This window comes from Polaribacter sejongensis, from assembly GCF_038024065.1.
In the GTDB taxonomy this organism is placed as follows: domain Bacteria; phylum Bacteroidota; class Bacteroidia; order Flavobacteriales; family Flavobacteriaceae; genus Polaribacter; species Polaribacter sejongensis.
This window is the reverse complement of record NZ_CP150667.1, coordinates 40593-61741: the sequence shown is the minus strand read 5'-3', so window position 1 is coordinate 61741 and position 21149 is coordinate 40593. Positions and strand designations below refer to the sequence as shown.

Annotated in this window: 19 protein-coding genes; 8 read left to right on the top strand and 11 right to left on the bottom strand. The window is 29.6% G+C overall.

From position 1 onward, the window contains the following. The first annotated feature begins 23 nt into the window (after nt 1-23). Nucleotides 24-1022, top strand: a complete 999-nt coding sequence (locus tag WHD08_RS00270; RefSeq protein ID WP_208889701.1) for a glycosyltransferase family 2 protein — start codon at nt 24-26, stop codon at nt 1020-1022. On the opposite strand, the gene WHD08_RS00265 is transcribed toward WHD08_RS00270, so the two are convergent. From WHD08_RS00265 to nusB, 9 genes are all read right to left on the bottom strand, one after another. Further along, nucleotides 1014-1502: an SRPBCC family protein gene (locus WHD08_RS00265; RefSeq protein ID WP_208889702.1), complete on the bottom strand. Its 489-nt coding sequence runs from the start codon at nt 1500-1502 to the stop codon at nt 1014-1016. The two genes, WHD08_RS00270 and WHD08_RS00265, sit on opposite strands and share 9 nt — an antisense overlap. Further along, a complete protein-coding gene (locus tag WHD08_RS00260; RefSeq protein WP_165730638.1) occupies nt 1502-2122 on the bottom strand; it encodes an L-threonylcarbamoyladenylate synthase in 621 nt (206 codons plus the stop codon). The genes WHD08_RS00265 and WHD08_RS00260 overlap by 1 nt, the downstream gene beginning before the upstream one ends. Before the next feature lie 74 nt (nt 2123-2196). Next, complete coding sequence (locus WHD08_RS00255; RefSeq protein WP_165730636.1) at nt 2197-2898, bottom strand: response regulator transcription factor; 702 nt, start codon at nt 2896-2898, stop codon at nt 2197-2199. Between the two features lie 10 nt (nt 2899-2908). Next, on the bottom strand, nt 2909-4477 hold the full coding sequence (locus WHD08_RS00250; RefSeq protein WP_165730634.1) for a sensor histidine kinase: 1569 nt from the start codon (nt 4475-4477) through the stop codon (nt 2909-2911). A 103-nt stretch (nt 4478-4580) separates the two neighbouring features. Next, nucleotides 4581-5177 (bottom strand): dephospho-CoA kinase, encoded by a 597-nt coding sequence (coaE, locus tag WHD08_RS00245; protein WP_208889703.1) that lies wholly within the window; start codon nt 5175-5177, stop codon nt 4581-4583. 1 nt (nt 5178) lies between these two features. Continuing rightward, nucleotides 5179-6057 carry a CdaR family protein gene (locus WHD08_RS00240; protein ID WP_240915412.1) on the bottom strand — a complete coding sequence of 293 codons (879 nt, stop codon included), beginning with the start codon at nt 6055-6057 and terminating at the stop codon, nt 5179-5181. A gap of 165 nt (nt 6058-6222) precedes the next feature. Beyond that, nucleotides 6223-6543, bottom strand: coding sequence for a preprotein translocase subunit YajC (gene yajC, locus WHD08_RS00235; protein ID WP_165730628.1), 321 nt, complete (start codon nt 6541-6543; stop codon nt 6223-6225). A 6-nt stretch (nt 6544-6549) separates the two neighbouring features. Next, the gene (locus WHD08_RS00230) at nt 6550-7014 is read right to left on the bottom strand and encodes a DUF1573 domain-containing protein (protein WP_165730626.1); all 465 of its coding nucleotides are present in this window, start codon (nt 7012-7014) and stop codon (nt 6550-6552) included. 51 nt (nt 7015-7065) lie between these two features. Continuing rightward, nucleotides 7066-8004 (bottom strand): transcription antitermination factor NusB, encoded by a 939-nt coding sequence (gene nusB, locus WHD08_RS00225; protein ID WP_165730624.1) that lies wholly within the window; start codon nt 8002-8004, stop codon nt 7066-7068. A 196-nt stretch (nt 8005-8200) separates the two neighbouring features. On the opposite strand from nusB, the gene WHD08_RS00220 reads away from it, so the two are divergent. Next, a complete protein-coding gene (locus WHD08_RS00220; RefSeq protein ID WP_208889704.1) occupies nt 8201-9955 on the top strand; it encodes an ABC transporter ATP-binding protein in 1755 nt (584 codons plus the stop codon). A gap of 81 nt (nt 9956-10036) precedes the next feature. Beyond that, the gene (locus WHD08_RS00215) at nt 10037-10414 is read left to right on the top strand and encodes a PUR family DNA/RNA-binding protein (protein ID WP_165730620.1); all 378 of its coding nucleotides are present in this window, start codon (nt 10037-10039) and stop codon (nt 10412-10414) included. A 206-nt stretch (nt 10415-10620) separates the two neighbouring features. Here the strand turns inward: WHD08_RS00215 and WHD08_RS00210 are convergent, their stop codons facing one another. Together WHD08_RS00210 and WHD08_RS00205 are read right to left on the bottom strand one after the other, a co-directional pair. Beyond that, nucleotides 10621-11670, bottom strand: a complete 1050-nt coding sequence (locus WHD08_RS00210) for a chorismate-binding protein (protein WP_244183278.1) — start codon at nt 11668-11670, stop codon at nt 10621-10623. Between the two features lie 10 nt (nt 11671-11680). Beyond that, nucleotides 11681-12100, bottom strand: a complete 420-nt coding sequence (locus tag WHD08_RS00205; RefSeq protein WP_208889705.1) for a PaaI family thioesterase — start codon at nt 12098-12100, stop codon at nt 11681-11683. A gap of 71 nt (nt 12101-12171) precedes the next feature. On the opposite strand from WHD08_RS00205, the gene WHD08_RS00200 reads away from it, so the two are divergent. The 5 genes from WHD08_RS00200 to WHD08_RS00180 all read left to right on the top strand — a co-directional run bounded on the left by WHD08_RS00200 (nt 12172) and on the right by WHD08_RS00180 (nt 21120). Continuing rightward, a complete protein-coding gene (locus tag WHD08_RS00200; protein ID WP_208889706.1) occupies nt 12172-12675 on the top strand; it encodes an IS1096 element passenger TnpR family protein in 504 nt (167 codons plus the stop codon). A gap of 182 nt (nt 12676-12857) precedes the next feature. After that, a complete protein-coding gene (locus WHD08_RS00195; protein ID WP_208889707.1) occupies nt 12858-13757 on the top strand; it encodes an ABC transporter ATP-binding protein in 900 nt (299 codons plus the stop codon). 22 nt (nt 13758-13779) lie between these two features. Next, nucleotides 13780-14625, top strand: coding sequence for an ABC transporter permease (locus WHD08_RS00190; protein WP_165730612.1), 846 nt, complete (start codon nt 13780-13782; stop codon nt 14623-14625). Nucleotides 14626-14756: 131 nt separating this feature from the next. After that, nucleotides 14757-19271, top strand: a complete 4515-nt coding sequence (locus WHD08_RS00185) for a T9SS type B sorting domain-containing protein (protein WP_208889708.1) — start codon at nt 14757-14759, stop codon at nt 19269-19271. A gap of 220 nt (nt 19272-19491) precedes the next feature. After that, nucleotides 19492-21120, top strand: a complete 1629-nt coding sequence (locus tag WHD08_RS00180) for an acyl-CoA carboxylase subunit beta (RefSeq protein WP_208889709.1) — start codon at nt 19492-19494, stop codon at nt 21118-21120. The last annotated feature ends 29 nt before the right edge of the window (nt 21121-21149 follow it).

Sequence of the window (21149 nt, the reverse complement as noted above, 5' to 3'; positions counted from 1 at the left end):
TTATAAACAGTAAATTCGCATTCTTGAAAATAGCAATCGTCATATTAAATTGGAATGGTCAAAAACTGTTAGAACAGTTCTTGCCATCCGTTATAGCTTTTAGTTCTAAAGAAGCTGCTATTTATATAGCAGACAATGCCTCTACAGATTCTTCTGTTACCTATGTAAAAGAAAATTTCCCAACGGTTAAAGTAATAGAAAATACTATAAATGGTGGATATGCAAAAGGATATAATGATGCTTTGCAATCTATAGATGCAGATATTTATTGTCTTTTAAATTCTGATGTTGAGGTTACAGAAAATTGGTTAGATCCTATAAAAAATGTTTTTAAAAATGAAGAAAACACCGCTATTATTCAACCAAAATTATTGGATTTTAAAGACAAAACGAAGTTTGAATATGCAGGCGCTGCCGGTGGTTTTATAGATTTATATGGCTATCCTTATTGTAGAGGACGTCTATTTAATCAATTAGAAAAAGACAACGGGCAATTTAATGATGAAGCTACTATTTTTTGGGCTTCTGGTGCATGTTTATTTATTCGCTCTAAAGTATTTCATCAACTAGGTGGTTTAGATGAAGATTATTTTGCGCATCAAGAAGAAATAGATTTGTGCTGGCGAGCACAAAATAGAGGTTTCAAAATAAAATACGTGGGCTCTTCAACCGTATATCATGTTGGCGGAGCTACTTTAGAAGAAACAAACCCTCATAAAACATATTTAAACTTTAGAAATAGCTTACTGAATATTGTAAAAAACGTTCCTAAAAGATGGTTTCTATTCGTTCTTTTTTCGCGTTTAATTTTAGACGGAATTGCAGGTTTAAAGTTTCTATTAGAATTAAAGCCTGTTCACACTTTAGCTATTGTTAAAGCTCATTTTAGCGTTTATAAAAACTTCTTTAAATTTTTGAAAAAACGTAGAGTTTTACAAAAAAAACAAGATTACAATTTACATACAAGTATTGTTTGGCAATACTTTGCGTTGGGTAGAAAAAAGTTTGACGAACTAAAGTAATTCCTTTTCTAAAACTTCTCTCCATTTACCAGACTCTGCATAGTATTTTATCACCTTATTTCTTTCAATTAAAAATTGTTGCATGTATTTTTTAAGAAAAATAAAATCAGCAATTTTTCCAAGAACCCCAAAAGGTGAAGTAAAGTCAAAAATATCTTTTACAATCACTTTGTCCCCTTTCCGTTCAAGAAAATGTTCATGTCTAAAGCTTTTAAAAGCTCCATGAACCATTTCATCAGCAAAAAAAGTTGGTGCTTCAAAATCTGTTATAATAGAAGTTAATTCTTGGGTAAAACCTAAATGTTTAGCTCGCCAAGTTACTGTTTCATTAAGTGATATTAAACCAGAAGTTTTACCAGCAATTGCTTCTTCTTTAGAGTTTTTTGTAGAAATTTTATGTAAATCGATACTTCTAATTAAATTGAAAACAATATCAATATCAGCTATATTAATAATGGTTTCTAAGTGAATTTTTGGCATTACAAAATATCTAAACTTCCTTTACCTTCTCTTATTACTTCCGGATATCCATCTGTAAAATCTATAATTGTAGATCCTTGATTGTCTCCATATCCGCCATCAATAACAATATCTACCCTCTTAGACCATTTTTCGAAGATTAATTCTGGATCTGTAGTATATTCTAAAATTTCATCTTCATCTCTAATAGAAGTAGATACAATTGGGTTACCCAAAGCTTCTACTAAAGTTCTAATAATATTATTATCTGGAATACGAATACCTACCGTTTTCTTCTTTTTAAAGACTTTTGGTAAGTTATTACTTCCAGGTAAAATAAAGGTATAAGGACCTGGTAATGCTCTCTTAAGAACTTTAAAGGTAGCACTATCTATTTGCTTTACATAATCTGACAAATGGCTTAAATTATTGCAAATAAAAGAAAAATTTGCTTTTTCTAATTTTACGCCTTTTATCTGAGCTATCTTTTCTAAAGCCTTATTATTGGTAATATCGCAACCTAAACCATAGACAGTATCGGTTGGATAAATAACCAAACCGCCACGTTTTAAAACAGCAACAACTTTGTCTATTTCTTTTTGGTTTGGATTCTCATTATATATTTTTATAAATTCTGCCATATATTAAATATACAAAAACTCAACCTGATAACCAATCATGTTGAGTTTTTTATTTCTGGGAAACTTATTTTTATTTAAGATTTATCTACCATTCTAAATCCTTCACCATGTATATTTAAAATTTCTACATGTTCATCTGGTTTTAGGTATTTACGAAGTTTTGCAATATAAACATCCATACTTCTAGATGTAAAATAATTGTCATCTCTCCATATTTTTGTCAATGCTAATTCTCTTGGCATTAAATCATTTTTATGAATTGCCAACATACGCAACAATTTACTTTCTTTTGGAGATAACTTTATAGGTTCTCCATTTTCACCAATAGATAAATGTCTTAATTTAGAATTGAAGAAAAAGCCTCCAATAACAAATTCGAATTGCTCTGATTCTGCAGTTTTATCGGTGTCTTTACGCTGTAAAATTGCTTTAATTTTATGCAATAATACTTCCGAATCAAATGGTTTGTTTAAATAATCATCTGCACCAACTGCATATCCTTTTAAAACATCTTCTTTTAAAGTTTTTGCTGTTAAGAAAATAATAGGCACCTCTTTATTGGTAGTTCTAATATCTTGTGCTAAAGAAAAACCATCTTTACGAGGCATCATTACATCTAATATACATAAGTCATAATCGCTGTTTTTAAACATGATTAAACCTTCTATACCATCTTTAGCGTGTGTTACATTATAATCATTTAATGCTAAATAATCTTTTAAGACTGTTCCAAAATTTGGATCATCTTCAACTAATAAAATTTTTTTACTTCCCATTGTTATGTTTTTAAATTAAAGGTAATTTTACTGTAAACGTACTTCCTTTTCCTTTCTCACTTTCTACAAAAACAGTACCATGATGTTTTTCTACAATCTCTTTTACATATGCTAAACCAAGTCCATGGCCTTTTACATCATGTATGTTTCCTTTTTGTTCTCTATAAAACTTATCAAAAACTTGTTTTTGAACCGCTTTACTCATTCCTATTCCTTCATCTTTTATTTTAAAGATAAAGAATTTATTAGCACTTTCTGTGTACACATTAATTTTAGGTGCACCTTCAGAATATTTTAAACCATTTTCTAATATGTTAACAATTATATTTGTTAAATGAAATTCGTTACCAGGAATTTCTGTTATAATTGCTTCAAAATGTGTATTTATAGTCCCTTTTCTATCAGCTATTAATAAACTTACATGTGTAATTGCATCTTCTATTGTGTCGTGCATATCAATAGTTTCCTTACTAATATCTAACTGATTTTTTTCTAACCTAGATATTCTTAAGACATTCTCTACTTGAGAGTGCATTCTTTTATTCTCATCTCTAATCATTTTTACATAACGCAACACTTTTTCGTTATCATTAATAATCTTTGGATTCTTGATAGAGTCTAAAGCAAGGTTAATGGTAGCAATTGGTGTTTTAAACTCATGCGTCATATTATTTATAAAATCAGTTTTTATTTCTGATATTTTTTTCTGTCTAATTAATTGATATAATGAACTAGAAAAAGCGATAATAATGATAAAAATAAAGGACAATGAAAGTATTAAAATACCCGAAAGACCAGAAAGTATGTGTTTATCTTTAGACGGAAAAGTTACATACAACTCATACTCAACGTCCCCATTTTCATTAAAAAAAAGAGGATACGGATAGCTTTCTTTTTTGTTTATAGTATAATATCCAGATTTTAGTTTTGTAGCTAAACCATCTTTACTATAAACACCATATTTAAAATCTAAATATACATTTCGTTTTTCTAATTCTTCCTTAATCGTATTATTTAAATCGTTATTACTTATTCTTTGATGAAGAGGAGTAATTTTTTTATAATCTTCAAAATATGCCGAATTATAAGCATTTTCTATTTTCTTAAATCTTTTAGTAAAAGAGTATCTGTTTTCATCTGTAGAAGAAAAAGCATTGTCTACTCCTTTAATTAATCTTGAATGAAAAAAATCTTGTTTGCCAGTAACTCTTTTTACTATGATAGAATCATTGTCTAAAAACTCTGTTGGTAGTTTAAAATTTTCTTCTAAATAAGTAGTCCCTATAGAAAAACGCTCTTTCGTAATAGTATCTATTTCTTGAAACAAATAATTTCTTATTTGAGCGTCGTTAGCCAAACCAACGTTATCAAAGAAATCTTCCATTTTTTTATCAAAAAAAGCTTCCTCTTTATCATTTATTCTTTGAGTTACATTACCCAAAGATTTTTGAATATCATTCTTAAATTGCTCATTTCTGCTTTCAACTGCATTGTTTATCCAAAACAACTGCACAGCAATAATTCCTATCAAGGAAATGCTCATTAAAACCACAATAAGAACAAACATTTTCTTACCCATACATCAAAGTTACGGCTTTCAAAAGTTGATTTTATTGTTTTTAACCTAAATTAACAACTTTACTTTAAATTTAAGACTCTTTTAACAATCCTATTGAATAAAATTAAATTGAGACCTCCTTTTTTGTTAAAATATTATGGATTTTAAGAACCTGAAAATGAGTATTTTCTTTACTTAAATTGGTAATAACATAGTTAGATTGTAGTAACTTTTTATCTTCTAACCATTGGTTTTTTATTCTGTTTTCTACCGCTATTTTAGAAGTGTTATCTCTTAGCATTGTTCTTTCTATTCGAATGTTAAGAGGTGCGTAAACAGATATAATAATATCGCATTTTAGATTGCTTTTACTTTCAAAAAGAATTGCATTTTCATATAAAATATACTCTTTATCTGCATGTAACTTTACAAATTCATTAAAGTGATTTTTTACTTCGGGATGTACAATTCCGTTTAACGCTGCTAATTTACTTTTATCCTTAAAAACAAGGTTCGCTATAAAAGGTCGGTTTAATTGATTATCTAGGTAAGATTCATCTCCAAATTCTTCAATAATTTTAGACTTTATTATTGGAGAGGTGTTCATTAACTTTTTAGCTTCAAGATCTGCATTGTAAATAGCAACCGTATTAAAATTGGCAAAAATAGTAGCTACTGTAGTTTTACCGCTTCCTATACCACCTGTTAAACCTACAACCATTTTATTTCTGAATTAAAAAATCTATTTTATTAGGTATCACTTTAAAACTTTTAACATAATCTGGTTTTCCTATTACTTTAGGCAACAAATACCCCAGGTTATTATCTTTAGAAAGATTATAATCACAAACTACCTCAAAAAAGTTTTTATCAATTTTATTAAAGTTAGAAAGGCCTACTACATAAACTATTTCTACAGTTTTATTAAGTATCGTTAAATCTACTCCTCTTGGAAGGTTTTTTATTGTAAAGGGAACTTCTAAAGTACCCTCTGTAAACTTCTCTACTTTACCACTAATGGTTGTAAATTTAGCATTAAACTTAACGTTACCAGAGTTTTTAGGCAACACAATTTCAACATCTTTAGAAAAATCTTCTCTAACATTCTCTAATTTTATTACTTTTAAATCTATGGAAGTTATGTTCTTTACTTGTGCTTCTGGACCTGAGATTAAGATACTATCTGGTTCTACACTTACTGGCTCTAAAATATCATAACCAATTTGATATTTAATATCTAAATTTGGTTTTAAAGGCACTTTTTTAGAAGTTAAAGTACCAATATCTAAATAAATAGTATCCAACACAATTTGTTGTAATTCAATGCCAGAATGCAATTGTTTTTGAATCGTGTTAACTTGGTTTTTTGTTAAAAAATAATAGCTCCCAGAAGATTTTTTACGCAAACTATTAGCATTTAGGGTAATTGTTTTATCACCAAAACCAGATCTTATAATATTAAAACCAGTAGATTTTACAATGATATCTATTTCTTTTGTAGGCTTATTTTCTAATAATTTATCTTGAGGAATATTTTTATAGTTTACAGAAAAAGTGAGACTAGTGGTATATTCTTTAGAAAGCGTAATTAAAAACCACATTAAAATAGAGGCTATTAAAAAACTAATAAAACTTTTCGTTATTTTTCTATTCTTTATCAAGGTAGTAAATCAATTTTAATGCAATCTACACAAAAGCTTGTTAACAAAAAAGTGAGCTGTATCTAAAAAGACATAGCTCACTTAATATTTTAATTAACTAACTATTTATTTTTTAGCTGGTGCTAATTTTTTGTTTGTTAATTCCATAGAAACAGCAGAACGTTCAAACTTAATTTTCCCTGCTCCAGTTTCTATAGTTACGGTACCTTCCGCTTCATTAATTTCAGCTATTTTACCATGAATACCACTAGAAGTAACCACTTTTGCTCCTTTTTTAATTTCAGATTGAAAAGCTTTTTCTTTTTTCTGACGATTCATTTGTGGTCTTATCATAAAAAAATAAAACACAACAATAATTGCTAAAAAAGGCAACATGCTCATTAAACTACCACTCATTCCTTCTTGTAAAAATATTACAGTATACATATTTTTTTATTTTGCTTTTGGTGTTACAGAACCTTTAATTGTTAAAACCTGTCTACCAGCTTCTGTGTTTGTTGTTAAGGTTACTGTTTTCTGTTGTCTATTTGGTCTACCGTTTGTATTAAACTTCACATCAACAGTACCCGTTTCTCCTGGTTTAATTGGTGCTTTTGGCCAAGTAGGAACTGTACAACCACAAGAACCTTGTGCGTTTGTAATTACTAAGTCTGTTTTTCCAGAGTTGGTAACCACAAAACTAGTTTCTACCAAATCTCCTTCATTTACAGTACCAAAATCATAGATTGTTTTATCTAATGAAATTAAAGCTGTTCCTTTTTTAATTTCATTATCTCTAGATGCAGCGTTATCTAAATTTTCTTGGTTTACTTTTTTAACGGCACTTCCTCCGTCTTTACAAGCTGTAAAGAAAGATGCTGTAATTACAAATGCTAATAAAATTGTTATTTTTTTCATTATGATTTAATTTTGCGTAAAAATAATAAATTAATTACCTAAAACAATAGTTTAAAGCAATCCTCTACCTATTTTAACAATTCTTTTACTTTCTATAAATTCTTTAGAAATTTTATCTAAAACTCCATTAATAAAGTAGCTACTCTTTTCTGTAGAATAATCTTTAGATATTTCTATATATTCATTAATAGTAACTCTGGTTGGTATAGAATGGAAATTAAAAAACTCTGCAATTGCCATTTTAATTAGAATCATATCTATATCGGCAATTCTATCTGTTTCCCAGTTTGGTGTTTTTTCTTCAATAATAGATTCATACTCTGTATTATTTAAAACTGTTTTCTTAAACATTTTAGATACAAAATCTTCATCATCCTTGTCTTTATATAATTTACCTAAAACAAAAATAGTATTATCTTTCTGCTTACTTAATGTTTTTACAACCCAAGTATTTACAAAAGGAATATCATCAGACCAAGAAATCATAGTGTCTTCAAAATATTCTCCTAATTTTTCATTTGGTGCAATAATTTCTTTAAAGAAATCAATTACAAAAGCTTTGTCTACTTTATAAGAATCTTCTTCAGTAGCTAAATATTTTTTATACAAATCGCTATTTTGCAATTTCTCAAAAATAATTTTTACATACTCATCATTTTCTTCCCAGTTATTTACATCATTTAATTCAACATAACCTTCTATACTTACGCTTTCTGCGATGGTATTTATCAGTCTATTGTTTAAAAATTTGTTGTTTGGGTTTAAATCTTCTTTGGTAGCAAGAATTTTCTTTTTAGAAAGTGCTATTTTTTTAGCTGCTAATTTTTGTACTTCTACCAATAACTGTAGGTTTAAAACGTACAAATCGTACATTTTTAAAATACTATGTTTTAAAAATTTTTCCTCTTTAATGATATCATCATTATAAGAATGTAACATAGCGTACACAGATTGCATTACTTTAACTCGAATATGTCTCCTGTTAATCATTTTCTAAAGAACTTATATATAAATTTGGGTGCAAAAATAGTGTTATTTTACTTTTATTCGACTACCTTTTTATTCTTTTTTAAGAATTAATTCTATCCTGAATCTTGTATCTTTGCATTTTTACTTATTTAACAAAAAAATAATTTATAGATATTATAATTATTGTAATTTTATTTTTTTAAAAATTCAATATTCATTGAAGGAACTAAGACACGTAAACAAATACTTTTCTAAATATAAATGGCGATTATTAATAGGTTTATTAATAACTGTTTTAGCCAAATTTTTAGCTTTAAAAATACCTCAAATAGTAGGAGACTCTTTAAACATTGTTGAAGATTACCAAAACGGAACCGTTACTAATTTAGAAGACGTACAGCATCAATTATTAATAAACGTACTTCTAATTATTGGTGTCGCTATATTATCTGGATTTTTCACTTTTTTAATGAGACAAACCATTATTGTTACTTCTAGGTTGATAGAATTCGATTTAAAAAACGAGATTTATCAACAATACCAAAGGTTATCTCTTAATTTTTACAAAAAAAACAGAACAGGAGATTTAATGAATCGTATTTCTGAAGATGTTTCTAAAGTTAGAATGTATGTAGGACCTGCAGTAATGTATACTATTAATATGATTGTTTTATTGGTTGTTGGTTTTACTCAAATGATGAGTATTGATGTGGAGTTAACCATGTACACTTTAATTCCTTTTCCTTTATTATCGATTTCAATATTCGTTTTAAGTAAAGTAATACATAAAAGAAGTACAATTGTTCAGCAATATTTATCAAAATTAACCACTTTTAATCAAGAGTTTTTCTCAGGAATTAATGTGGTTAAATCTTACGGAATTGAAGCATCCATTATAAAAGACTTCGATAAAATTGCAGATGAAAGTAAGGAAAAGAACATCCATCTTCAAAAAGCAAATGCGTTATTTTTTCCGTTGATGGTCTTTTTAATTGGTATTAGTAACTTATTAGTTTTATATGTTGGAGGTCAATTATATATAGAAAACGAAATACAAATAGGGACCATTATAGAGTTTATGCTTTATGTAAATATCTTAACTTGGCCCGTAGCTGTTGTAGGTTGGGTTACCTCTATGGTACAGCAAGCAGAAGCTTCACAAGCTAGAATTAATGAGTTTTTACAGCATGTACCAGAAATACAAAATAACAGCAATTTACCAATAGAGTTAAAAGGAAATGTTACTTTTAAAGATGTTACTTTTACGTATGATGATACTAATATAACTGCTCTAAAAAATATTAACATCTCTGTTAAATCTGGGGAAACCATCGCTATTTTAGGTAAAACAGGTTCTGGGAAATCTACTATTATAGAATTAATTTCTAGGTTGTATGACACTAAAACAGGAACTATTTTATTAGATGATATCCCTATTAAAGAGGCTAATTTAGATGCTGTTAGAAGTCAGATTGGTTTTGTCCCACAAGATCCATTTTTGTTTTCTGAAAGCATAGAAGACAATATTAAATTTGGTAAAGAAGACGCTACACAAGAAGAGATTATTGCTGCAGCCAAAAATGCAGATGTACATAAAAATATTATCGATTTCCCTAACGGATACAAAACCGTTTTAGGGGAACGTGGTGTAACGCTTTCTGGTGGACAAAAGCAGCGTGTTTCTATTGCAAGAGCAATAATAAAGAAACCTAAAATTTTAATTTTTGATGATTGCTTGTCTGCTGTAGACACAGAAACTGAAGAAAAAATCCTTTCAAATTTAGAGAGAATATCAAAAAATATTACCACTTTTATAATTAGTCACAGAATCTCTTCGGCCAAAAATGCCGATAAAATTATTGTTTTAGATCAAGGAGAAATTATACAACAAGGAACTCATAATCAACTAATAAACATAGACGGTTATTACAAAGATTTGTATGACCAACAACTTTTAGAAAAAGAAATTTAATGTTTAACCTTGCTACATAAAATATTTTGTTAGATTTGTTAAGTATAAAAAAAATATTATAATTACTATTTTACAAGAATTATGGCAGAGAGAGCAGAGAGAGTTGAACAGGAAGAAATTTTTTCACAAGTATTAAGAGCAGGAAGAAGAACTTACTTTTTTGATGTAAGAGCAACAAAAGCAGATGATTACTACTTAACTGTTACGGAGAGCAAAAAGTTTACACATGATGATGGATCTTTCCATTACCAAAAGCACAAAATTTACTTATATAAAGAAGATTTTACCGATTTTCAAGAAATGTTAGGTAAAGCAACCGACTACATTTTAAATGAAAAAGGGAGCGAAGTAATTAGTGAGCGTCACCAAAAAGATTTTAAAAAGGAAGAAGGAACTGAAACTACTGAAGAAGTAAAATCTACAGAGAGTTTTACAAATGTTTCTTTTGACGATATATAACAGTCTTAAACTATTTTTGTATTTGCTTAATTGAGAATACCAAATAGGAATAAATAAGTACGTTAAAAATATTTTATTTCAAGTTTTACACAAAAAGAAAAACCGCAAATTTACTATTTGCGGTTTTTTGATTTTTGTTTAAACTATATTTGGTTTATATACCCCTAAAAGGGTTTGAAACCCTTTCAGGGTTACTATTCAGTAAATTAAAGTATTTTTTTAATTGTCTTAGTTTTAGCAACAGTTTCCTCCCACTCTTTTTTTGCTGAACTATCTTTTGTAATTCCGCCACCAACATATATAGAAGCTATTTTATCTGCTACACTCATACATCTTAAGTTTACAAAAAGAGAAGAACTATTATTTTCAATATTTAGTTCTCCTAAAAAACCGCTATAAAATGTTCTTTTATAGTTTTCATGTTTATAGATAAACTCTTCAGCTTTTTCTCTTGGAAGGCCACAAACAGCAGGTGTTGGGTGCAAGCCTCTAATTAATGTTTTTAAATTGGACGTAAACCTCAACTCACCTTCTACACTACTTCTTAAATGCAACAAATTCCCAGCTCTTACCGTTTCTGTCTTATCAATTTTAAGATTGGTAGAAATTGGTTTTAATTGACTTTCAATAAAATCTGTAACTAATTGCTGCTCATCTAATTCTTTACCTCTCCAAACAACCTCCTCGGTATCTACATAAACTTGAGTACCTGCTAAAGACATCGTTTTAAAAGTATTTCCGGTAATATTTAAAAGTGTTTCTGGAGTGGCTCCAAACCACAAACCTACTTTTGGATGAAACCAAACATATACAAATGCATTTGCATAGGTATTTAATATTTTTTTAAAAGTAAGTAGCACATCAAATTCATCTAATTGAATTTCTTCTTTTCTAGAGACTACAACTTTAATAAGCTCGTTATTATTTATTTCATCTAGCGCTTTTTCTACCAAATGAAGATGTTTTTCTTTATCAGAACTTACCTCGCTTGATACAGTATCATTAAGAGATAAATTTTCTTCAATTAAAATATTTTCATGAATAAATTCTGATTTTTCTAAAGGAAATAAAACCGCTTTTTCATCAGCATTAAAAGGCGCAAAAACAAATCCGGTTTCTTTAAATTGAGTTGTAAAATGCAATGTATCATCCTTCATAAAAAATCCATTAACGGATTCTGTATTCGGTTTTCTATAAACTACAAAAGGGATGTTTCTTTTGTAATTTTCTTCAATTTTATTAAAAATAATATTCAATGTGTTGTATTTATGATCTCTTAGTTAAAACAATATTGGTCATTTTTGCTACGGAAATTAAATCGTCATTTTCGTCAACAATTCTAACCTCCCACAAATGCGTTGTTTTACCTTTATGAATGTTCTTTGCAGTAGCAAAAACCACTCCTTCTCTTTTGCTTTTTATATGATTTATAGACAACTGAATTCCGTTTACAAACTGCGTTTTACTATCTATAAAAAAATTAGACGCTGCACTACCCACACTTTCTGCCAAAGCCGCAGTTGCGCCACCATGTAATTGTCCGTAAGGTTGATGCACCCTAGAGTTCACAGGCATTTTTGCAGTTAAAAAATCATCACCAAGAGCAACATATTCAATATCAAGAGTTTCCATTAATGTGTTTTTAGAACTCTCGTTAAATGCTTTTAAAATAGCAACTGTATCCATATCATTCGTTTTATATGGTAAAAGTACATATAAAATTTTGTATTTTTGCAGCAGAAAAACGAAACCATTTCATGTACAAAATACGCATAATTTTAGACACAAAAGAAGATGTAATCAGAACTATTTTAGTTGATGACAACTTAAACTTAGAAGATTTACATGCAACAATTGCAAAGTCTTTTGGTTTTGGAGGTCAAGAAATGGCTTCTTTTTATAAAACCGATGATGAGTGGAACCAAGGTGAAGAAATTCCGTTGTTTAATATGGAAGAGATTGGCGAAGGTGTTTCTATGCAGACTTGTATTTTAAATGAGACGTTACCCCAAGAAGGTGATAAACTAATTTATGTGTACGATTTCTTAAAAATGTGGACTTTCTACGTTGAAGTTATTGAGGTTTCGGCTGATAAAAAAGGTGATTTACCACAAATTATTTTAACTGTTGGAGAAATACCTAGTGAAGCACCAGAAAAAGAATTTATTGCAGAAAAATTAGACGATGGTTTTGGTGATGAAGAAGACATTGATGATGAGTTTGGTCATTTTGATGATGATTACGACTTTACTGAATATTAGGAAATATGTGTAATTGTTTAAGCGTTTATTTGTGTAACTGTGTTTAAAATTACACTTACAATAATTATTAAGCATCTAGTTTTAACAATTACACTTTTACACATTTCAACAATTACCAAAATTTCCCGTAACAAAATTGTAAATTAGTCGTCTTACAAACATAATCGACTAAATCAATTTCTTTGGAAACTATCTTATCACTAAAAAATCTCGATAAAAAATACGGAAAAGTTCACGCAGTAAACAATCTTTCTTTTGATATAGAGAGAGGAAATGTCTACGGAATTTTAGGTCCTAATGGAAGTGGAAAATCTACCACTTTAGGAATTATCTTAAATGTTGTAAACAGAACTTCTGGAGAATTTTCTTGGTTTGACGGAAAACTAACTACACATCAAGCCTTAAAAAAAGTAGGTGCAATTATAGAGCGACCTAATTTTTATCCTTACATGACAGCTACTCAGAACTTAGCTTTAATTTGTAAGATAAAAGAAATATCAACAGAAAAAATAAACGAGAAACTTGCAACCGTAAATCTTTTTGACCGGAGAGATAGCAAGTTTAGTACGTTTTCTTTAGGGATGAAACAACGTTTAGCTATTGCTTCTGCCCTATTAAATGATCCGGAAATTTTAATTTTAGACGAACCTACAAATGGTTTAGATCCGCAAGGTATTCATGAAATTCGTCAGATTATACAAAATATTGCAGCAAACGGAACCACTATTTTATTAGCTTCCCACCTATTAGACGAAGTAGAAAAAGTATGTTCTCACGTAGTGGTTATAAGAAAAGGTGTAAAATTATACGCAGGTCGTGTAGATGAAATGACAGCTTCTAATGGTTTGTTCGAGTTAAAAGTAGAAACGAACGAAGATAAATTAATGACTATTTTAGAAGAGCATCCTGCAATTGGTAAAATTAGTAAAGATCACGAAACCATAGTTGCTACTTTAAATAGCGAAATCTCATCAACAGAAATAAATGAATTTCTATTTAAAAAAGGGATTATTCTATCTCACTTGGTAAAACGTAAACCTAGTTTAGAGCAACAATTCTTAGATCTAACCAACAACAATTAATCACCTTTTAAACTACAAAGTCATGTTAAGACTACTTACTATAGAATTTCATAAATTAAAACACAACAGTGCCAGTAAAGTATTATCACTTATTTACTTTGGCCTACTTACCTCTATTGCATTAATTGCAGTGATAAAATTTGATATTGGTCCAATAAAATTCCATTTAGCAGATATGGGTATTTTTAATTTTCCATACATCTGGCATTTTAATACTTACGTGGCTTCAATTTTAAAGTTTTTCTTACTCTTGGTTATTGTTTCTATGATGGCTAATGAGTATAGTTACAAAACGTTAAAGCAAAATTTAATTGACGGTTTAAGTAAAAAAGAATTTATACTCTCTAAATTTTATACAGTAGTTGTATTTGCTTTAATTTCAACCATTTTTGTATTTGTTGTCTCTTTAATTTTAGGTCTGATATATTCAGATTACAATGAATTTTCTATAATCACTACAGATCTAGTCTACTTATTAGCTTTTTTTATAAAACTAGTTGGTTTCTTTTCTATGGGGTTATTTTTTGGAATTTTAGTAAAACGTTCTGCTTTTGCTGTTGGTGCTATGGTAGTTTGGCTTATAGCAGAAAGTATGTTTAAAGGATATTTATTTTGGACTTTTAGAGATGCAGACAAAACAGGTGAATCTGTAGATGCTATTATGCAATTTTTACCTCTAGAAGCTATATCAAACTTAATAAAAGAACCTTTTTCTAGATTAGGTGCTGTAAAGTCTGTAGCTAGCCAAATAGGAGAAAGTTTCACAAAAAGTTACGATGTACATTTTTCTTCTATTCTTATTGTTTGTTTCTGGACATTCATATTTGTTTACCTTTCTTACAGATTGCTACAAAAGAGAGATTTATAAGCATATTAGAATCTATTAATAGTATAATTAAATAAAAAAAAATCAATAAACTTTTGTAATTTGGCATTAAATTATTGTGTTGTTAAAATTGTTTAACCACTAATAATAAGAATACTTAATTTAATATTACAATGCGCAAAAGTTTCCCCCACGTATTATTACTTTTTTTCTGTTTTATTACTTTTCAAAATATAAATGCACAATTAAGTAGAAAGCATTTTATTCCGCCATTAACTTACGCTGAAGTAGGAAATGCAAATCCTGAGGAACAATATATTTATATTTCTACTCCAAGCAATCAAAATGTAAGTTATACAGTTACACAAGTTGGTTCTACTACACCTATTACCGGTATTATCACTAATACTTCTCCGAAAGAAATATCTATTGGTACAGGAAACAGTCAGCTTTTTGTAGATTCAAGACAAACAAGTATTGTGCATTCCGATAAAGGCTATATAATTGAAGCTAGTGATGTTGTGTATGTTTCTGTAAGAGTTTTAGCTGGTTCTCGTGCACAAGCCGGTGCATTGGTTAGTAAAGGTGCTTCTGCTTTAGGAACAACTTTTAGAGCAGGAATGTTTACAAATCAAAACCCTCAAACCAATTACTTAAATTTTATTTCTGTGATGGCTACAGAAGATAATACAACAGTAGATTTTGATGATTTACCAACTGGAATTTTAATCAAAAATTATTCTGGGAGTTTACCAATTTCTGTTACTTTAAATGAAGGCGAAAGCTATGTTGTAGCTACAAATTCTTTTGATAACACGATAAATAGAGATGGTCTAATTGGTACTTTAATTACTTCAGATAAACCTATTGTTGTAAATATAGGTTCTGCAAACGGAAGTTTTCATAATGGAAGTGGTAGAGATTATGGAATAGACCAAATTGTAGGAGTAGATAAAATTGGTTCTGAATATATTTTTGTGAAAGGTGACGGTTCTAATGGTTGGGAAAATGTATTAATTGTTGCACATGAAAATAATACTGATATTTTTATTAACGGGAATATTACTGCTGAAACAACTTTAAATGCAGGAGAGTATTATTTGATTGAAGGAAATGAGTACAATTCTAATGGGAATATGTATGTAAAAACTTCGAATCCGGTTTTTGCATATCAAGGAATTGGAGCAAACACAAGTGAAGCAAATCAAGGTTTATTTTTTGTTCCGCCTTTAAGTTGTGAAAACCGAGGTAAAGTAGATAATATTCCTAATATTGAAGATATCGGCGCTACAGCTTTTGATGGTGGTATTACTATTGTTACAAACATAGGAGCTACTGTTAATATTAATGCTCAACCTATTTCTACCTATAGCACTTCAGGACCATATGATGTACAAGGAAACCCAAATTACGTTACCTATAAAGTAACCAATTTAACAGGTAATATTTCTATTGAAAGTAGCGGAGAATTGTATTGCGCTTATTTTAACCAAAACGGTGCTGCTTCTTCTGGTAGTTTCTTTTCTGGTTTTCCTTCTAACCCTGAAATAAAATTTGATGTAGCTATTGCTACTTTAGGAAACTGTCTTGGTAATGGTTTAGAATTACAAGTTGCAAATTCTGACTTATTTGATACTTTTGAATGGTTTTTCAACAATGTTTCAACAGGAATTATTACTCCTAAAATTACACCTACTAAGCCAGGAAACTACAAATTAGTTGGTACCATTGGTTGTGATCCGCTCAACTTAAAAACTTTTGAATCTGTAGAAATCCCAGTTAGTATTTGTCCTGATGATTATGATAACGACGGCATTATAGACAACTTAGATATTGATATAGACAATGATGGAATTTTAAATATTGATGAATCTTTAGGAAACAAAATCATCGATTTAACAAATATTAGTTCTCCAGTTGTACAAGAAGATTTAACTCCAATTACAGCTAATTTAGCATCAGAAAACACCACTTTTAGTGGAGATGCAAATGGTAATTTTGTTAGTACGGCTAATACTGGTACTATATCAAACTCTAGATACACTTTAACATTTACTGATGATAATATCAACTTTAAATTAACTCAAAATACTACAAAAGATCACACTATTTCTTCTGAAGAATATTTTATCCTAAGATTATCTCAAGCAAATAAAAATATTACATTAGTAGATCCTGACAACCAGATTTTAGTAGACTCTAATTTTGATGATGAATTTGAAGATGATTTTACGCAGTTTTCATCATCAGTTATTAAATTTAAGTTTAAGTCAAATTTAGTAGGGAATACAAGTACATTTCAATTTGTAGCCAGTCAAATTAACAATATCACTTTTGAACATTATAATAACAATAGCAGTGCTATTTCTACATTTAATGGAACATTAGGTTTAACATGTTTCTCTTTAGATTCAGACGGTGACGGAATTGAAAATATGTTCGATTTGGATTCTGATAACGACGGAATACCGGACTTATATGACGCTTATGGTCAAAATATTACTTTATCAAACGTAGACGCAAATCTTGATGGTTTAGATGATATTTTTGATTCCATTTCAACAAATTTAGATACCGATGGAGATGGCGTTAAAAACTACTTAGATTATGATTCTGATAATGATGGAATTTTCGACTCCACAGAAGCTGGACATAATTTAGACTTAAATTTCGACGGTGTTATTGATGTTTTTAAAGACATCAACCAAAACGGATTGGCAGATGCTTTAGAAAATGATACTTCTATACAAACATTGTCACTTAATTATACAATTTCGGATACAGATGAAGATAAGATTTTCAATTTTGTTGATTCAGATTCTGATGGTGATGATTGTTTTGATGTTATTGAAGCTGGTTTTACTGGAAATGGTTCTGGTAAATTATTTGCAAATCTTTTTGAAGTTGATGCCAATGGTAAGGTTAAAAACTCTGATGGATATATAAATCCTATTAACGCCAATTACACAACCTCTGCCCCTATTATTATAACAACATTTAACGATGTTACTTTTTGTGAAGGTGATACAGAAACAGTTACTATAGATGCTAATGCAGATAATTTTGAATGGGAATTTTCTACTGATGGTACAATATGGAACACAGTCTCTGACGATACTTTTTATTCTGGTAGTACTACAAATTCATTACAAATTACAAATACACCTTTATCTTATGACAACTATCAATACAGAGTCGTTTTAAGTAAAACAGGAAATACATGTGGTTTAACTTCTGATGCAATTGTTTTAATGGTAAACCCAAAACCTGTTATTGTAAATAATCCAGCAGAATTATTTCAATGTGATAACGATGCAGACCTGCAAACAACTTTTAACCTTACGGAAGCAGAAATTAGCATTACCAACAAAACAGGTGTAACTTTTAAATATTATGCAACAGAACTGGATGCTGAAAATGGAACATCCGAAGTTGCAGACAATACAAGTTATTTTGTAGATACTACTGGTGAAGCTTGGGTAAGAACAATTTCTAACACAACAGGCTGTTATGCTATTTCTAAAATTAATTTAATGGTTAGTTACGCTCCTAATGAAACTTTTAATGACACAATTTCTCAATGTGATGATTTTCTAGATTCTGAAGGAAATGATACTATAAACAATGACGATTCAGATGGAATTACCTTTTTTGATATAAGTAATATTCCAGGTAAAATTTCTACAGATTCTGATATGAAAATTGAATTTTACGAAACGGATGATGCTAGAACAAGATCTTTAAAAGAAATTACAGAAACACAAAATTTATCAACCTATAGAAACAAAAATCACCCGTATTCAGCTGGAAATCTTGTAACTATTTTTTACAAATTAATCAGTATTACAAATAACAATTGTCAAGGAATTGGTGAATTTTATTTAGAGGTAAATAAGATTCCAGAATTTACAGTTGAAGGGGAATTACCTAATGAACCTATAATTATTTGTGCAGAAAATATTCCTTACACATTAAATGTATTAAACCCTAATGAGACATACACTTACCAATGGACCAATAAAAATGGAGATGATTTAGGAAGTACAAAAAACTTAGATATTAGTAATGCTGGAGAATATACAGTTACAGCATCCACAAACAGTTGTTCTCGTTCTAGAACTATCACCGTTTATAAATCAGATTTCGATAATTTAGAAGAAAGTTTTGTTACCATTATAGATGATCTTTCTATTATAAATTCTAATTTAAACATCAGAATAGACATTCCTAGAAATCCTTTAATTAACGAAGAATTTCAATATGCATTAGAAGATGAAAACGGAATGACAATTCGCTCTTTTCAAGACAGTAATATTTTTGAAGATATAGAAGGCGGAATTTATAAAATAATTGTTGAAAATAAAAATGGTTGTGGTTCTTCTAAGCTAGTGGTTTCTGTTATTCAGTTTCCAAAATTCTTTACTCCAGGCGGGGATGCAAAAAATAATACTTGGGCTGTAAAAGGAGTTAATACCACCTTATATCAATCAAACAGCACTATTAATATCTTTAACAGATATGGTACATTAGTAGCACAAACAACCATAAATAGTGACGGTTGGGATGGTACCTACAATGGTAAACTCCTTCCTTCTAACGACTATTGGTTTTCTGTACAACTAACACCTATTGATACCGAGAAAAAGCCAATTCTTAAAAAAGGACATTTTTCTTTATTGCGAAAATAAAAGCAGCTTTTTAAAAATAAAAAGAGGTCTTCTAAAAAAGTTTTAAACCTTGTCATACTTAACTTGTTTCAGTATCTAAACTTACTAAAGTTAGGTAATCCTAAGAATCTGAAATAAATTTAGATTGACAAAAAAACTCCTTTTTAGTACACCTCTTTTTTTTATCATTTTAATCAAAAGAATATTTCTTAAATTAGCATAAATTAAGAAATAAATTTCGATGGATATCAACTTCAACAAAAACGAAGATTACAATAAATTGTTAGCATCAGATCTAAAAAGAAGATTTGCCAAAGTAAAATTAGGTGGTGGTCAAAAAAGAATTGACAAACTGCATGAAAAAGGTAAAATGACCGCAAGAGAAAGAGTTGATTATCTTCTTGACAGCAATTCTAAATCAATAGAAATTGGTGCTTTTGCAGGTGAAGATATGTATGCAGAACATGGCGGTTGTCCTTCTGGAGGCGTTGTTGTAAAAATGGGATACGTAAAAGGAAAGCAATGTATAGTGGTAGCAAACGATGCTACTGTAAAAGCAGGTGCATGGTTCCCTATTACTGGAAAAAAGAATTTACGAGCTCAAGAAATATCCATAGAAAATAGATTACCTATTATTTACTTAGTAGATTCTGCGGGTGTTTATCTGCCTTTGCAGGATGAAATTTTTCCAGACAAAGAACATTTTGGTCGTATTTTTAGAAATAACGCTATTATGAGTAGTATGGGAATAACACAAATTTCTGCTGTTATGGGAAGTTGTGTTGCAGGTGGTGCGTACTTACCAATTATGAGTGATGAAGCTTTGATTGTAGATAAAACTGCCAGTATTTTTCTTGCTGGAAGTTATCTTGTTAAAGCAGCTATTGGCGAATCTATAGATAATGAAACTTTAGGAGGCGCAACTACACATTGCGAAATTTCTGGAGTTACAGACTACAAAGCAAAAGACGATAAAGATGCGCTTGATAAAATAAAATTCATTATTGATAAAATTGGTGATTATGACAAAGCAGGTTTTAGTAAAACCGAAGCTTTTCCGCCAAAAGAAAATGAAGATGATATTTTCGGAATCCTTCCGAAGGAAAGAAACGCTCAATATGATATGTTAGAAATCATAAAGCGTTTGGTAGACAATTCAGAATTTGAACAATACAAAGAAGGCTACGGAAAAACAATTATTACTGGTTACGCTCGTATTGATGGTTGGGCTGTTGGTATTGTTGCCAATCAACGTAAACTAGTAAAAACACAAAAAGGAGAAATGCAATTTGGAGGCGTTATCTATAACGATTCCGCAGATAAATCTACCCGTTTTATAGCCAATTGTAATCAGAAAAAAATACCGTTGGTTTTCTTACAAGATGTTACCGGTTTTATGGTCGGATCAAAATCTGAACATGGTGGAATTATAAAAGATGGTGCAAAAATGGTAAATGCAGTAAGTAATTCTGTAGTTCCAAAATTTACAATTGTTATTGGTAATTCTTACGGAGCAGGAAATTATGCCATGTGTGGTAAAGCATACGACCCAAGGTTAATTGTTGCGTGGCCAAGTGCAGAACTAGCAGTAATGAGTGGCAATTCTGCTGCTAAAGTATTGCTACAAATAGAAACGGCATCCCTAAAAAAACGTGGAGAAGAAATAACACCAGAAAAAGAAGCTGAGTTATTCGATAAAATAAAATCGCGTTATGACAAACAGATTTCACCTTATTATGCCGCTGCCAGAATATGGACAGACGCTGTAATTAACCCGTTAAGAACTAGAGATTGGGTTTCTATGGGTATTGAAGCTGCAAACCACGCTCCTATTACAAAAAAATTTAATATGGGCATTTTACAGGTGTAGGTTTTTTGCGTAATTTTGACTAAATAAAA

What these genes read in the sequence shown, in the direction of transcription:
- WHD08_RS00265 (WP_208889702.1), bottom strand. Translation starts at nt 1,502, where the DNA reads ATGCCAAAAATTCACTTAGAAACCATTATTAATATAGCTGATATTGAT.
- WHD08_RS00260 (WP_165730638.1), bottom strand. Translation starts at nt 2,122, where the DNA reads ATGGCAGAATTTATAAAAATATATAATGAGAATCCAAACCAAAAAGAA.
- WHD08_RS00255 (WP_165730636.1), bottom strand. Translation starts at nt 2,898, where the DNA reads ATGGGAAGTAAAAAAATTTTATTAGTTGAAGATGATCCAAATTTTGGA.
- WHD08_RS00250 (WP_165730634.1), bottom strand. Translation starts at nt 4,477, where the DNA reads ATGGGTAAGAAAATGTTTGTTCTTATTGTGGTTTTAATGAGCATTTCC.
- coaE (WP_208889703.1), bottom strand. Translation starts at nt 5,177, where the DNA reads ATGGTTGTAGGTTTAACAGGTGGTATAGGAAGCGGTAAAACTACAGTA.
- WHD08_RS00240 (WP_240915412.1), bottom strand. Translation starts at nt 6,057, where the DNA reads ATGTGGTTTTTAATTACGCTTTCTAAAGAATATACCACTAGTCTCACT.
- yajC (WP_165730628.1), bottom strand. Translation starts at nt 6,543, where the DNA reads ATGTATACTGTAATATTTTTACAAGAAGGAATGAGTGGTAGTTTAATG.
- WHD08_RS00230 (WP_165730626.1), bottom strand. Translation starts at nt 7,014, where the DNA reads ATGAAAAAAATAACAATTTTATTAGCATTTGTAATTACAGCATCTTTC.
- nusB (WP_165730624.1), bottom strand. Translation starts at nt 8,004, where the DNA reads ATGATTAACAGGAGACATATTCGAGTTAAAGTAATGCAATCTGTGTAC.
- WHD08_RS00215 (WP_165730620.1), top strand. Translation starts at nt 10,037, where the DNA reads ATGGCAGAGAGAGCAGAGAGAGTTGAACAGGAAGAAATTTTTTCACAA.
- WHD08_RS00205 (WP_208889705.1), bottom strand. Translation starts at nt 12,100, where the DNA reads ATGGATACAGTTGCTATTTTAAAAGCATTTAACGAGAGTTCTAAAAAC.
- WHD08_RS00200 (WP_208889706.1), top strand. Translation starts at nt 12,172, where the DNA reads ATGTACAAAATACGCATAATTTTAGACACAAAAGAAGATGTAATCAGA.
- WHD08_RS00190 (WP_165730612.1), top strand. Translation starts at nt 13,780, where the DNA reads ATGTTAAGACTACTTACTATAGAATTTCATAAATTAAAACACAACAGT.
- WHD08_RS00185 (WP_208889708.1), top strand. Translation starts at nt 14,757, where the DNA reads ATGCGCAAAAGTTTCCCCCACGTATTATTACTTTTTTTCTGTTTTATT.
- WHD08_RS00180 (WP_208889709.1), top strand. Translation starts at nt 19,492, where the DNA reads ATGGATATCAACTTCAACAAAAACGAAGATTACAATAAATTGTTAGCA.